Annotated in this window: 14 protein-coding genes; all 14 read right to left on the bottom strand. The window is 43.2% G+C overall.

The genetic code is table 11. From position 1 onward, the window contains the following. Nucleotides 1-2: 2 nt before the first annotated feature. The 14 genes from pstB to nox all read right to left on the bottom strand — a co-directional run bounded on the left by pstB (nt 3) and on the right by nox (nt 12,618). Entirely contained in the window at nt 3-806 is an 804-nt protein-coding gene (pstB, locus tag ACVRYP_RS00390) for a phosphate ABC transporter ATP-binding protein PstB (protein WP_447466846.1), read from the bottom strand. Nucleotides 807-866: 60 nt separating this feature from the next. After that, nucleotides 867-1,754: a phosphate ABC transporter permease PstA gene (gene pstA, locus ACVRYP_RS00385; RefSeq protein ID WP_447466845.1), complete on the bottom strand. Its 888-nt coding sequence runs from the start codon at nt 1,752-1,754 to the stop codon at nt 867-869. Further along, the gene (gene pstC, locus ACVRYP_RS00380; RefSeq protein WP_307121658.1) at nt 1,744-2,679 is read right to left on the bottom strand and encodes a phosphate ABC transporter permease subunit PstC; all 936 of its coding nucleotides are present in this window, start codon (nt 2,677-2,679) and stop codon (nt 1,744-1,746) included. Before pstC ends, pstA begins: the two co-directional genes overlap by 11 nt. 9 nt (nt 2,680-2,688) lie before the next feature. Then, nucleotides 2,689-3,528, bottom strand: a complete 840-nt coding sequence (locus tag ACVRYP_RS00375) for a phosphate ABC transporter substrate-binding protein PstS family protein (protein WP_447466950.1) — start codon at nt 3,526-3,528, stop codon at nt 2,689-2,691. A 134-nt stretch (nt 3,529-3,662) separates the two neighbouring features. Then, nucleotides 3,663-4,976 (bottom strand): RsmB/NOP family class I SAM-dependent RNA methyltransferase, encoded by a 1,314-nt coding sequence (locus ACVRYP_RS00370; RefSeq protein WP_447466844.1) that lies wholly within the window; start codon nt 4,974-4,976, stop codon nt 3,663-3,665. After that, nucleotides 4,976-5,737, bottom strand: coding sequence for an inositol monophosphatase family protein (locus ACVRYP_RS00365; protein WP_447466843.1), 762 nt, complete (start codon nt 5,735-5,737; stop codon nt 4,976-4,978). The genes ACVRYP_RS00370 and ACVRYP_RS00365 overlap by 1 nt, the downstream gene beginning before the upstream one ends. Next, nucleotides 5,727-6,005 (bottom strand): UPF0223 family protein, encoded by a 279-nt coding sequence (locus tag ACVRYP_RS00360; RefSeq protein ID WP_447466842.1) that lies wholly within the window; start codon nt 6,003-6,005, stop codon nt 5,727-5,729. Before ACVRYP_RS00360 ends, ACVRYP_RS00365 begins: the two co-directional genes overlap by 11 nt. 56 nt (nt 6,006-6,061) lie before the next feature. Beyond that, nucleotides 6,062-6,463, bottom strand: a complete 402-nt coding sequence (locus ACVRYP_RS00355) for a Spx/MgsR family RNA polymerase-binding regulatory protein (RefSeq protein WP_447466841.1) — start codon at nt 6,461-6,463, stop codon at nt 6,062-6,064. A gap of 71 nt (nt 6,464-6,534) precedes the next feature. Next, the gene (locus ACVRYP_RS00350; RefSeq protein ID WP_447466840.1) at nt 6,535-7,452 is read right to left on the bottom strand and encodes a bifunctional riboflavin kinase/FAD synthetase; all 918 of its coding nucleotides are present in this window, start codon (nt 7,450-7,452) and stop codon (nt 6,535-6,537) included. 20 nt (nt 7,453-7,472) lie between these two features. After that, nucleotides 7,473-8,357, bottom strand: coding sequence for a tRNA pseudouridine(55) synthase TruB (gene truB, locus ACVRYP_RS00345; protein WP_447466839.1), 885 nt, complete (start codon nt 8,355-8,357; stop codon nt 7,473-7,475). A gap of 271 nt (nt 8,358-8,628) precedes the next feature. Continuing rightward, nucleotides 8,629-9,423: a hypothetical protein gene (locus tag ACVRYP_RS00340; RefSeq protein ID WP_447466838.1), complete on the bottom strand. Its 795-nt coding sequence runs from the start codon at nt 9,421-9,423 to the stop codon at nt 8,629-8,631. Beyond that, entirely contained in the window at nt 9,404-9,865 is a 462-nt protein-coding gene (locus ACVRYP_RS00335; RefSeq protein ID WP_447466837.1) for a GNAT family N-acetyltransferase, read from the bottom strand. The genes ACVRYP_RS00340 and ACVRYP_RS00335 overlap by 20 nt, the downstream gene beginning before the upstream one ends. A 26-nt stretch (nt 9,866-9,891) precedes the next feature. Then, entirely contained in the window at nt 9,892-11,163 is a 1,272-nt protein-coding gene (locus ACVRYP_RS00330) for a DUF2130 domain-containing protein (RefSeq protein WP_447466836.1), read from the bottom strand. A gap of 87 nt (nt 11,164-11,250) precedes the next feature. Beyond that, nucleotides 11,251-12,618, bottom strand: a complete 1,368-nt coding sequence (nox, locus tag ACVRYP_RS00325) for a H2O-forming NADH oxidase (protein ID WP_447466835.1) — start codon at nt 12,616-12,618, stop codon at nt 11,251-11,253. Between the last annotated feature and the right edge of the window lie 57 nt (nt 12,619-12,675).

Below are 12,675 nucleotides of genomic sequence, written 5' to 3'. Positions count from 1 at the left end.
TTCTATCCGAATCGACCAGTAACATAGTCCATTGTCGACTGACACTGAGCATTCTGGAAGATATTTTTGGTTTTATCGTATTCAATGAGATCTCCTAGATAGAAAAAGGCTGTAAAATCGCTAGAACGCGCCGCTTGTTGCATATTATGAGTCACAATAATGATTGTGTAATTTTCCTTCAGTTCCATCATAGTTTCCTCGAGCTGCATGGTTGCAATCGGATCTAAAGCTGAGGCTGGTTCATCCATGAGCAAGATATCAGGTTTTACAGAAATCGCTCGAGCAATACAGAGGCGTTGCTGTTGGCCACCAGAAAGAGTGAAGGCAGATTTATGGAGGTCATCTTTAACCTGATCCCAAAGCGCTGCTTGTTTCAGAGAGGTTTCGACAATCTCATCCAAAACCCTTTTATCCTTAACACCAGCTCGCTCATGGGCAAAAGTGATATTATTGTATATAGATTTTGCGAAAGGATTTGGACGCTGGAAAACCATCCCAATATGTTTACGGATTTCGTAAACGTTCATATCAGCACGGTTGACGTCAATCCCTTCATACAAAATTTCACCGGTAACTTTAGCCACATCAATGGTATCGTTCATGCGGTTAAGGCTACGCAAATATGTTGATTTCCCACAGCCCGACGGACCAATTAAGGCTGTGATTTTATTTTTTTCAAACTGCATATCAATTCCCTTGATAGCCTCATTCGACCCATAATAAACATGAAGATCCTTTGTTTCAAGGGCAATTGTTTCTTGAGGAAAGGTGATGATATGGCGTTCATTCCAATTATATTCAGCCATTAAGACTCCTTCTTAATTTTAAAAACAGGAAATTCTTGGTTAAAACCAATCAAATAAGCACTATTCTGCAGAGGTTAATCTCTTATACAAGGTCTGACCTAGGCGACGTGCAGAAAGGTTGAAAATCAAGATAAAGATCAATAGTACGGCTGCACTACCAGCAGAAACTTGAACAGCATCAGGAATGGTTCCTTCACTGTTAACCTTCCAAATGTGGACGGCAAGGGTTTCTGCTTGACGGAAAATCGAAATCGGACTGGTAACACTAAAAATGTTCCAGTTAGACCAATCAAGAGCTGGTGCTGATTGACCAGCCGTGTAGATGAGGGCTGCAGCTTCACCAAAAATACGTCCAGAAGCTAACACAATCCCAGTAACAATTCCAGGCAAAGCCTCTGGAATAACAACGTGGACAATCGTTTCCCAGCGTGAGAGGCCTAAGGCTAATCCAGCTTCCCGTTGTGTGTGGTGAACATTTCGCAGACTATCTTCCACCGTACGTGTCATCTGCGGCAAGTTAAAGACTGTTAGCGCCAAGGCACCAGAGATAATAGAGAAGCCGTATTGAAACTGAACAACAAAAATCAAATAACCAAAGAGCCCGACAACCACAGATGGCAGGGACGAAAGAATCTCAATACAAGTCCTGATAAAGCTTGTCAAAGACCCTTTTTTGGCATATTCTGAAAGATAAATCCCCGCACCCATTGAAATAGGAATGGATATAATCAGTGTGACCACCAAGAGGAAGAAGGAATTGTAAAGCTGTATCCCAATACCACCGCCGGCTTGATAAGAAGATGATGGACTAGTCAGAAAGGACCAACTGATATGTGGCAAACCTCTAAAAAGAATGAAGAGTATTAGCGATGCCAAAATCGTAACGATAATAACAGCAATTGTATATAATATTCCTGTTGCTAATTTATCAACTTTCTTAGCGTGCATAGTTCTTCTTCCTTTCTCGAGTGATGAACTTCATCAACATATTGAAAGCCAAACTCATAAAGAGTAAGACCAAGGCCAAGGACCAGAGAACGTTATTTTGAACAGTTCCCATAACAGTATTTCCAATTCCCATAGTCAAGACAGAGGTAAGTGTCGCGGCTGGTGTCGTTAAAGAGGTTGGAATAACAGCAGAGTTACCAACAACCATCTGAATCGCCAGGGCTTCACCAAAGGCACGTGCCATCCCAAAGATGACTGCAGTGAAGATGCCTGGGCGGGCTGCATTGAGGATAACACGCCAAATGGTTTGCCACCTCGTCGCTCCCATGGCCAGACTGGCCTCCTTATAATGGCGAGGAACAGCACGCAAACTATCAACCGTCATAAAGGTTACTGTCGGTAAAATCATAACAAAGAGAACGAATACCCCTGATAGAATCCCAAAACCGGTTCCTCCAAAAATAGAGCGAACAAATGGCACAACCACTTGAAGACCGATAAACCCATAAACAACTGATGGTATACCAACGAGTAGTTCGATAACCGGTTGGAGAATTTTTTTACCATACTTAGGAGAGACCTCGGTCATAAAGACCGCTGCTCCAATAGCAAAGGGCGTTGCAATCAGGGCTGATAAAATCGTTACAATAAAGGAACCCATAATCATCGGTAAAGCACCAAGATAGGGATTGCCATCAGCATCTTTAACGCTTGGTTGCCATACTTTTCCAAATAGAAAATCTAAGGGATTAACCTTATCCACAAAGAAGGTGGAAAGACCTTTTTGAGCCACAAAAATGAGAATCATAGCAACAACAAAGACAATGAGGGCTAGACATAAAAAGGTAATCGTTTTTCCAAATTTTTCAAGGCGAGAATTTTTTGACGGTGTGGTCAATTTTTTCGCCAATTCTTCATTTTTCATGTTTCCTCCTTATTTTGCTGTCACATTGCCCTGAGCGTCTTTGGTTACTTGCATCTCATTGATAGAGATATAACCAATAGTCGGCACAATACCCTTTTGCACTTCATCACTCATCATATAATCCATAAACTCTTTGGTCAACTCAGTAGGCTCACCTTTTGTATACATGTGTTCATAAGCCCAGATTGGCCAATCATTGGTAGCTACATTTTCAGCAGTTGCTTCAAAACCATTGAGTTTCAGTTTTTTCACGGAATCATCAACATAAGCAAAAGCAAGGTAAGAAATGGCACCTGGTGTCTGAGAGACAATGGATTTAACCATCCCGTTGGAATCTTGTTCTTGACTCTGTTTAGCGGCAACACCATCCATAATAATGCTATCAAACGTTGCGCGAGATCCTGAGCTTGCTGCGCGGTTAATAATGGAAATGTCTAAGTCTTGTCCACCTAGTTCCTTCCAGTTTGAAATTTCCCCACTGAAAATCTGGCGCAGTTCTTCGGTCGTCACATCATCAACAGTAACTTTGCTGTTGACAATCACAGCTAATCCTGCAACCGCTACTTGATGATCGACAAGGATACTGGCATCAATACCATCTTTTTCCTCAGCAAAAAGGTCACTATTTCCTATCTGGACGGCACCAGATTGGACTTGAGAAAGACCTGTACCGGAACCACCACCCTGGACGTTAACCGTTTTACCAAGGTTTTCTTGACCAAATTCATAAGCTGCCGCCTCAACAAGTGGCTGCAATGCCGTTGATCCAACCGCAGTTATCGATTCTCCTTTGTCGATCCAACTGGCACAAGCTGACAGATTTACAGCCGCTATGGCTAGCATGAGCATTTGGCTCCATTTGTGTTTAATCTTCACGGATATCTCCTTTATTTTAAAGAGGGAAATTTACCTTAACTTCACAAAAATTTTACAGAATTTCCCTCTTTCCACTATAACATAGTTGAAAGTATTTGAAAAGCAGTTTATTTGATTCTAAGGCCTTTAGGATAGTAATTTTTTAGGGTTCCATTGACCCATTTGGCAAAGCCTAAACCATTGCCAGCGACTAAAACTTGATACCATCCGTTAGGAAGCGAACAATTCAGCGCTAAAGCCTCTCCTCTGATATAACGTTCAGCCTCTTCGTCACTGAGCGTGAGGGATTGCATAACCTCTTTTGGTCTGAGAGCGACTCCCAAGGCAAAGCTAGGTTCAAACCGCTTGGTCTTATAGGTTCCCAGATGGAGGCCGTTTCTGGCTAATCTCATCTTACTCAAATCAGGCAAACCTTGAGGAACCAGATACAGTTCCTCCCCAAAGGTTTGCAAGAGACCCTCTAGCTTTAAGTTCAAGTGCCTGCTTTCAAACTCCTTCCAATAGTCCAACTGATCCTTAGTCAGATTTGACTTGCCAGCTTTTAGTCGCTTGTCAGATACTAGCTCTCTATTGTCCTGAAAATGAGCTACAAACTGCCCTTCCCCTTTAAAATGGTGGGGGTACATCCGAGCCGTCTCAGACTGACCAAGTCCCTCAGTCATACCATTGATTTTAGTCACAGGTATAAGTTTAAAATCTGGAAATTCTTCTAATACCCAATTCACAATGTCTTCATTTTCCTCAGGCGCCCAAGTGCAAGTCGAATACACTAGGCGACCTCCGGGTTTTAACATAGTGATAGCATCGCTTAGAATCTCCCTTTGTAAACGGGCACAAGTCGCTGGATAATCTTCTGACCAATACTGGATGGCATCTGGGTCTTTTCGAAACATCCCTTCTCCCGAACAGGGAGCATCAAGGACAATAACATCAAAATACGCTTTGAACACCTTAGCGAGGCGGTCCGCAGGCTCATTGGTCACAATGACGTTACGAGCGCCAAAGCGTTCTATATTTTCAACCAAAATTTTACTGCGTTTTTTGGTAATCTCATTGGACACTAAGATCCCTTGATTATTGAGATAACTCAAGAGATGAGTAGATTTGCCACCAGGTGCAGCACAAAGGTCGAGCACCTTCATGCCAGGTTCTGGCTGGGCCACTTGACCAACGATCTGAGCAGCTGGCTCTTGCGAATACACAAGACCTGTTACATGTTCCAAGGACTTCCCTGGCACTTTGCCGTAATAGGACCAAGGCATACCGGGGATAGGGTCTTCAAAGGACTTCTGTTTCTCCTTCAAAGGATTACTTCGGAATCCTGATACAGCAGGTTGATCAAAGGTCTGAAAAAAAGCTTGTGCCTCTTCTGTGCCAAGCCATTTTTCATATCTCAAGCGAAAAGATTCTGGTAACTGCATTAAATCTCCAATACTTTCTGAATATCTGATAAGCGCGCTTTAGGAACCAGCATGAGAAACTCACGTTCTTTAAAAGATGGCTCCTGACCCGATAAGGTCACTGTAACGTAACCAAGACGGTCTCCCATAATCTTTGAAGCCCCATAATCCCATGGACTGATATTAGAAATATAGCCAAAAAGTTGGCCCGCAAGAACCTTAGAGGCACTAAGGGCTGCAGAACCATAGGTTCTCACTCCCAAAAATTGGCTAGCTAAATCTCCGACACCAGCTACGTTGTGGCGATACATGCCAGGATTAATGGCTAATAAACTCTGACTAAATGGGCGATCTTCAAAGGCTGGCAGGGGGGTTCCATTGCAGAATACCTCAAAGTCTCCACCACCATAGAACATCTCCTCAGCCATGACATCATAAATTAGGCCGAACTGCCCTACACCATTTTCATAATAACCTACCGAGATGGCGAAATCTGTTTTTTGAGTCACAAAGTTAGACGTCCCATCAATTGGATCAATCACCCAGATATTGCCTTCATGAATGTCTTGGAACACCTCTCCTTCTTCTGCTAAAAAACAGTCTAAAGGATAAGCTTCCATGATCGCTTCCATCAAAAAGTCCTGAACCTTTTGATCCATATCGGTGACCAAATCCGTAAAATCCGTTTTTTCCTTGATTTCAAAAGGTTGGTCCATCTGCGTCTTTAAAAAAGCTCCCGCAGACCAGACCAAGTTTTTAGCAAAATCAAACTTAGTTTCCAAGACTCACTTTTCCTTTCTTAGGATCTTTTGCAGCTTGAACGGCCTTATAGGTTGAGTAGCCACTGACTGCTTCAAAGTCACGATCAATTTGACGTTCCTGTCCCTTGCTCGGAACAACTGTTTTAAACTGCTGATAGGTTGAAAGGAGCGCTTGACGATCTGCTCCACCTTCATAAGCAAGCTCCACTTGATTCAAAAAAGAAAGCACTGCCGCTATTTCGTCAGTGCTCCACGACAAATCCAAAGGGTATGAATACTGTTTGTCCATACGTTTCTCTCTATCTCTTACTATTCTCTATGTTAGAAGTTAGCTATGACAGAATCTTATCCAATTTCTGCCTTTAAGGTAGCATTTTTAAGCTCTTGCTTACGGTAATCTCTCGACAAGAAGGCTCTGATCTCATCTTCATTGAAGCCAATTTGCATCCTTTTTTGGTCTAACAAAATAGGACGACGCAGAAGGCTAGGATATGTCTCAATAAGATTGATTAATTCTGATATGGATAAGTCATCGACATCGACATTTAATTTTTGAAAGATTTTTGATCGTGTTGAAATCAAATCATCTGTACCATTTTCTGTTAAAGATAGGATATGTCTCAATTCGTCAGCCGTTAAAGGGCTTGTCATAATATTATGCTCCCTAAAAGGAACATTATGCTTTGTCAACCAAGCTCTTGCCTTGCGACAAGAGGTACAACTCGGTGATAAAAATAGGGTTATCATAGCTTCATCCTCATACTTACTAATATTATTATACAATAATTAAGAGCATTTTGCTAGACTTTTTTGTGAATTTATGCCTGCCATCCTCTGGCTATTTTAGCGTCTTCCTCTAACTGTTGACTTAAGGCTTCAATACTTTCAAACTTGACCATCTCACGAATATGATCGAGCCATTGAATACTGATTTTCTGACCGTATAGGTTACCATCAAATCCAAAGATATGGGCCTCAATCCTTAGTTCTGTCCCGTCAAACGTCACATTTTTGCCAATACTAGCCATAGCTCGATAGGCTGTTGAACCAATTACCACATCCGCTACGTAAACGCCGTCTGCTGGAAGATAAACCCTATCTAAAAGCGCTAGATTAGCTGTTGGATACCCAATTGTTCGACCCCTAGCATCCCCATGAACAACAATCCCGTGAGTAGTATATGGGTATCCGAGTAATCTATTGGCTTCAAGCATATTACCTGATAAAATAGCCTGCCGAATACGTGTCGATGAGATTTTTTTTCCATCCAAGTCCTGCTCAGGAACCACAATCACTTGGCCATCAAAGACACTTCTGAGATAGTTGCCATCCTTTTGGTCACTAGCAAAACGGTAGTCAAAACCTGTCACAATGGCCTTAGCCCTAAGACTATGAATATATTGGTCCATAAAGTCAGAAGAATTGGTTCTGGCAAACTCTCCTGTAAAATCAATCAAATAGAGATCATCAACTCCAGCCGCCTCAAAGCGGGCTAGTCTTTCCTTTGGACTATTTAAATGCAGAAGCAAATCAGGCTCAAAACGAGCAAAAGCCAACTTTGGAGACTCTGGAAAGGTGAGGACTGCTACCCGCAAATGGTTAGTTTTTGCTATCTTTCTCGCTTCAGCAAACAGAGCCTGATGCCCTAAATGAAGCCCGTCAAAATAACCAAGAACAAGGACGGTGTCTTGCTCTTGGTGGATATCTTTATAATCGTTAATATTGTAAACTTTCATAATTTCTATTCTAACATAACTTAGTCTTTGAAGACCTTTCGAGGTTTGTAACTGTCCTGACGTTTTTCTAAAATTGCTAATAAATTCTCACCGGCAAACGCGGCCAAGATAGACTCCTCCGACTCGACTGTGATAAAACGGCCATGACTGACATCCTCGATTTGCTCCTGAGATAAGGTGTACCTTGGCAAATCACCAACCGCTGATTCTATAGGAAGGAGAAAAGACCAATCATCTTGGGAAACAAGGGTAGATATTTCTTCTAGAGTCAAAGCATGATCAATCTCCATGCCAGAAGCTGACGTTCTAACCAAGCGTGACATGTGACTGGCAAGACCTAACTTCGCCCCCAAATCAACCGCCAAGGTTCGGACATAGGTTCCTTTGCTACAAGTCACTTTAAAATCAAAGCTAGCCAGGCCATCTGCTATCGTAAGCGGACTAGTCCGGACAAACTCCGTTATGGTCACCTGGCGAACGGGACGCTCAACCGTTTCCCCCGCACGGGCGTATTCGTAAAGTTTACGGCCATTAACCTTCACAGCTGAGTACATGGGTGGGATTTGTGAGATTTCCCCCTCAAAGGTCGCCATCATCTGGTCAATTAACTCTTCTGAGAGATTCTCCGGTAAAACTGAACGCTCCACAACCTCTCCTGAAGCATCCTCAGTTGTGGTTGAAAAACCAAGGGTCACTTCCCCCTCGTAGACCTTGCCTTCTTCTTGCATAAACTCAATCATGCGAGTTGCTTTTCCAACCGCAACTGGTAAAACTCCAGTCACATCGGGATCTAACGTTCCCCCATGACCAATTTTCTTTTCCTGTAAAATGCGACGCAATTTAAACACCACATCGTGACTGGTCATGCCTGCTTCTTTTTTAACGTTAATAACTCCTGAAATCATAAATGTATTATACCACAAAAAGCCCAGTTCCCAACTAAAGCGAATATGAGTTAATCCCTATGAAGTGAAATATCTCATTTTCAGACCAACTTTCGGGATGAGGCTACCTAGGTTACAAAAATTTCTAGAACAACAAGGCTGTAGCAGCGATTTTGACCAATGGAGTGTCGGCTGTTTATAACCTGGGTAGTCTTCCATTCTCCGTATTTCCTAGTTTATAGTTGGTTGGCGATTTGTCAAAAAAAGCTTCTTGGTAAATTGCAAAAAGAACTTAAGAATTAATTTGACCTTCAAAGACCCGATAGAGTTGCTCCAACCGATACTCCTCCTCACTGGTCAATGGGCTATCTGATAACAGATAGGCCTCTAAAACAGGTAAGAACCCTTGCGCTAACGCCTGGCTACTCAACCAGTCTGTCATCTGTTTATTAAATGACGGATTGACAGAAAAGCTATAGTCAAAGCAGGCATAATCCTTGGTAAAATAATAGTAAATCTCTTCTAAAGCCCACAAGGAACTCATCTGGTCAGTATCTTCTAGCCAAAGCTTCAAATCTAACAGGTGACTAGTCTCAAGACCTGCCAAATCAAACATAGTCAGATAAACAGCGATTGCATCTGCTCTTGTAGAGGACAGATTGATGGTATCGATGATAAACTGGCGGGAAAATCGCCCCATAAAGTCCAATTCCTCAGAACTCCACCCCTTCTTTTCAAAATGACACCTATCCAGATTGAGAGAATCATCAATCCTGATATAGTCATAACGGGCAATCAGTTCTAAAATCCGTGGCAAAAAATGTCTTATCTGATCATCACCATCCTCATTTCGAACCGCATCCAGATACTCAAACATCAATTCCTTGCTGATTTGGTGGACATCCTCTGTCTCCAGACGCTCCAGATTGTCTTCTGAAATACAGACAGGACAGGTACAGAGGTCAAGAGGTCTCTGTAACTCACAGGCAAATAGAGTATAGGCTTCTTCTATAAGCAACTGCAACTCTGGACTTACCTGCGGTGTAGACGGCTCAACTGGCCTGGTTTTAGGTGCTTGTTTGCCCATCCTTTTCCTCCTCTATATCTAAAGCAAAACCCAAACTTCCTTGTTCAAAACCATAGCTTTGATAAAAAGCATGCGCAGCTTGGCGATGATTCCCGATGCCACTGTTGAGAGCTAAGGCACTTGCCCCGTCTGATATGGCTTGCGCTCTTAAAGCATCCAGCAACTGCGTAGCCACTCCCTGTCGCCTTGCTCGTTCAGCCACAACCATGGCTAAAATCCGATAATAATGCCCTGACCGTTCAAAGTAGTAAAGTTTGGCATAGCCCAGAAAGCCCAGTAAATCCCCGCCCTGATCAAGGACCAAAAGCCCATAGTCAGGGTGTTTGAACAGGTGATGAAGCTGTTCAGACAATTCCTCCTCTGTCATGACATAGCCTAATGCCTCATAGAGCGGGAGCAAGGCTGGCACATCTGTTGAAGTAGCTTGGCGAATATGGGACATCACTTTCTCCTTCTCGGAACTATTGGCTAGTCTTTCAAAGCCTCAAACTTGGCTTTCATGGTCGGGTTTTTGCGGGTCAGTTTTTTGACCGACACATCGTCCAGTTTATTATTGGCCAAGCGGAGTTGGTTTTCAGAGGTGGTCAAGAAACGTTTGACTTCCTCCATGCGCTTGATAGCCTTATCAATCTCCTCGATAGCCTTACCAAAGTTGACCGAAGCTGACTGGTAGTTCTTGGCAAAGGCTGTTTTGAAGGCTTCCAAATCCGATTCAAAGTGGGTGATGTCGATATGTTGCTCCCTGACCAAAGCCAGCTCCTGCTTGTACTGGAGCGCTCCTAGCGCAGCATTTCGCAAAAGACCGATCAGCTGGATAAAGAACTGCGGGCGCACCACATACATCTTCTCGTACTCGTGGCTGACATCGACGATGCCGGTGTTATAGTAGTCATTGTCCGCCTCCAGCATGGTCACCAAGACCGCATACTCGCACTTCTTCTCGCGCCGGTCCTTGTCCAGTTCCTTGAAAAAGTCTGCGTTTTTGTGCTTGGTCTTGGTCGTATCCGCCTCGTTTTTCATCTCGAACATGATAGACAGCAGCTCCACGCCATTGTCATCCGTCTCGCGAAAGATAAAGTCCCCCTTAGAGCCCGTCTCAGACACCTGATTATCCTTGCCGAAAAAGGCCTTGGGAAAGGCATAGCTTCTAACCTTATTAAACTCAGCTTCAGCATAGGCTTCCAGGCTCTCACCGATAGCCTTGGTAGACTGCTGGGCCTTGAAATTCTTATAAAAATCCACCTGCTCATTTGCAGCTTTTAAACGATTTTCATAATCGCTCTTCACCGCAGCCAGCGACAGCTCACTTTCTTTTTCCTGCAATGCCAATCGACTTTGGACAGCATCCAGCTCCTTTTCAAGGGCGGTCAAGGAGGCTTGAAGTTGGTTCTGGTGGCTGAGTTTCAGGGTTTCTAGCTGGTTTTGCAGACCTTGGATTTCCTTCTCACGCTCTGCTACCTGCTCAGCCAAGGACTGCTCTGTTTCCTTGATTGCCAAGGCTTGCTGGGTATCAAACTGAGCGATTTGAGCTTTCAGGGACTGGATTTCAGCCTCCTTCTCACCCAGAGCCTGCTGCTGGGTATTTTGGGCCTTGGCCTCAACTAGCGCCACCTCGCGACTGAGACGGTCGTGGACCTCCTGTTCAAATTCAGCCGTTCTCACCTGGCTTAACAGTTCACTATATTCCGTTTCATTGACCTGAAAGGCCGTCCCACAATGGGGGCATTTGATTTGATTCATGTCTTAGTCCTTCTGCTTTTTTCTTTTGTCTATTATATCAAAAATCATGACCAAAAGAAAAAACCTGACGAATCAGGTTTTTTAAGATTACTCAGCGTTTAAGGCTGCCATTGTAATGTAGTTATATGGTTTGTTAAAGTGTGGCAAGAAGAAGATATCAGTCAATGCTAATTTCTCGATTGTCACGCCTTCTTGTACAGCAAGTGAGAACATGTGGATACCCATAGAGATATCTTCACGCGCTGCCATTTGTGCACCAAGGATACGACGAGAATCTTTATCGTAAACGATCTTGATTGTAACTGGGAAGTTACCATGCTCCATGAATTCTGGTTTTTGGTTGTCAGTGTACTCCGTTACAGCTGCATCAAAGCCAAGACGTTTTGCTTTTTCAAGTGTCAAACCAGTTGATACCAAGTTAAGACCGTAGATAGAGATACCGTTTGAACCTTGAACACCGATACCTTCAAGATCCGTACCACAAGCGTTGTGTGCTGCTACGATACCAGTACGAACGGCATTTGAAGCAAGAGCGATGTAGCTTGTGTCGCGAGTTGCGTTGTCATAGATTGTCGCACAGTCACCGATAGCGTATACGCCTGGAATAGAAGTTTCTTGACGTTTGTTAACAAGGAAAGCACCATTGCGGAAACGCTCGATTTCGTCACCCGCGAAGGCAGTGTTTGGACGGAAACCTACTGCAAGAATAACCATGTCAACATCGTATTCGTTCTTGTCAGTGATGATTTTTTCAACTTTACCGTTACCAGCAACTTCTTTCACTGTTTCACCGAATGCTAATTGGATGCCGTTGTCTTCCATGTTCTTAGCCATCATATCGCTAAGGTCACGGTCGTAGTAACCAGCCAGACAAGTGTCAACAACGTCGATAAGGATAACTTCTTTACCTTTGCGTTGGAAGGCCTCAGCAAGCTCAACACCGATGTAACCAGCACCAACTACTGCTACTTTATTGATGTCTTTGTCTTTCAAACGTTCGATAACATCAGCAGAGTTTTGATACAATTTAACGAATTGAAGGTTTTCAAGAGTTGATTCAAATTCCAATGAACCTGGTTTGAATTCTGCACCTTTGATTGGAGGCAAGATTGGTTGTGAACCAGTAGCAAAGATCAATTTTTCGTACGATTCAACATGCTCTTTACCGTCTACAAGAGCTGTCACAGTTTTCGCATCGTAGTCGATGTGTTGTACTGGAGACTCCATGTAAACTGTTGCACCAAGTGATTCCAATTCTTCTTTGTCTGAGTAGAACAAGCCATCAGCACCGGCGATTTGCTCACCAATCCAAAGAGCCATACCACAACCCAAGAATGAAATATTTGAGTTTTGGTCAAATACGACGATTTCGTTAGCATCACCGTAGTTTGTCAACATAGTTTTGATACATGCAGTACCAGCGTGGTTAGCACCAACAACAACGATTTTACTCATTAAAAGTTCCTACTTTCATAAAATATAATTTTACATGTTCTATTATACTATAATCAG

The sequence above is a fragment of the Streptococcus rifensis genome (assembly GCF_053203525.1).
Note: the sequence above shows the minus strand (reverse complement) of the source record. Positions and strands in the feature narration are given on the sequence as shown.

What these genes read in the sequence shown, in the direction of transcription:
- pstB (WP_447466846.1), bottom strand. Translation starts at nt 806, where the DNA reads ATGGCTGAATATAATTGGAATGAACGCCATATCATCACCTTTCCTCAA.
- pstA (WP_447466845.1), bottom strand. Translation starts at nt 1,754, where the DNA reads ATGCACGCTAAGAAAGTTGATAAATTAGCAACAGGAATATTATATACA.
- pstC (WP_307121658.1), bottom strand. Translation starts at nt 2,679, where the DNA reads ATGAAAAATGAAGAATTGGCGAAAAAATTGACCACACCGTCAAAAAAT.
- ACVRYP_RS00375 (WP_447466950.1), bottom strand. Translation starts at nt 3,528, where the DNA reads ATGCTCATGCTAGCCATAGCGGCTGTAAATCTGTCAGCTTGTGCCAGT.
- ACVRYP_RS00370 (WP_447466844.1), bottom strand. Translation starts at nt 4,976, where the DNA reads ATGCAGTTACCAGAATCTTTTCGCTTGAGATATGAAAAATGGCTTGGC.
- ACVRYP_RS00360 (WP_447466842.1), bottom strand. Translation starts at nt 6,005, where the DNA reads ATGGACAAACAGTATTCATACCCTTTGGATTTGTCGTGGAGCACTGAC.
- ACVRYP_RS00355 (WP_447466841.1), bottom strand. Translation starts at nt 6,463, where the DNA reads ATGATAACCCTATTTTTATCACCGAGTTGTACCTCTTGTCGCAAGGCA.
- ACVRYP_RS00350 (WP_447466840.1), bottom strand. Translation starts at nt 7,452, where the DNA reads ATGAAAGTTTACAATATTAACGATTATAAAGATATCCACCAAGAGCAA.
- truB (WP_447466839.1), bottom strand. Translation starts at nt 8,357, where the DNA reads ATGATTTCAGGAGTTATTAACGTTAAAAAAGAAGCAGGCATGACCAGT.
- ACVRYP_RS00340 (WP_447466838.1), bottom strand. Translation starts at nt 9,423, where the DNA reads ATGGGCAAACAAGCACCTAAAACCAGGCCAGTTGAGCCGTCTACACCG.
- ACVRYP_RS00335 (WP_447466837.1), bottom strand. Translation starts at nt 9,865, where the DNA reads ATGTCCCATATTCGCCAAGCTACTTCAACAGATGTGCCAGCCTTGCTC.
- ACVRYP_RS00330 (WP_447466836.1), bottom strand. Translation starts at nt 11,163, where the DNA reads ATGAATCAAATCAAATGCCCCCATTGTGGGACGGCCTTTCAGGTCAAT.
- nox (WP_447466835.1), bottom strand. Translation starts at nt 12,618, where the DNA reads ATGAGTAAAATCGTTGTTGTTGGTGCTAACCACGCTGGTACTGCATGT.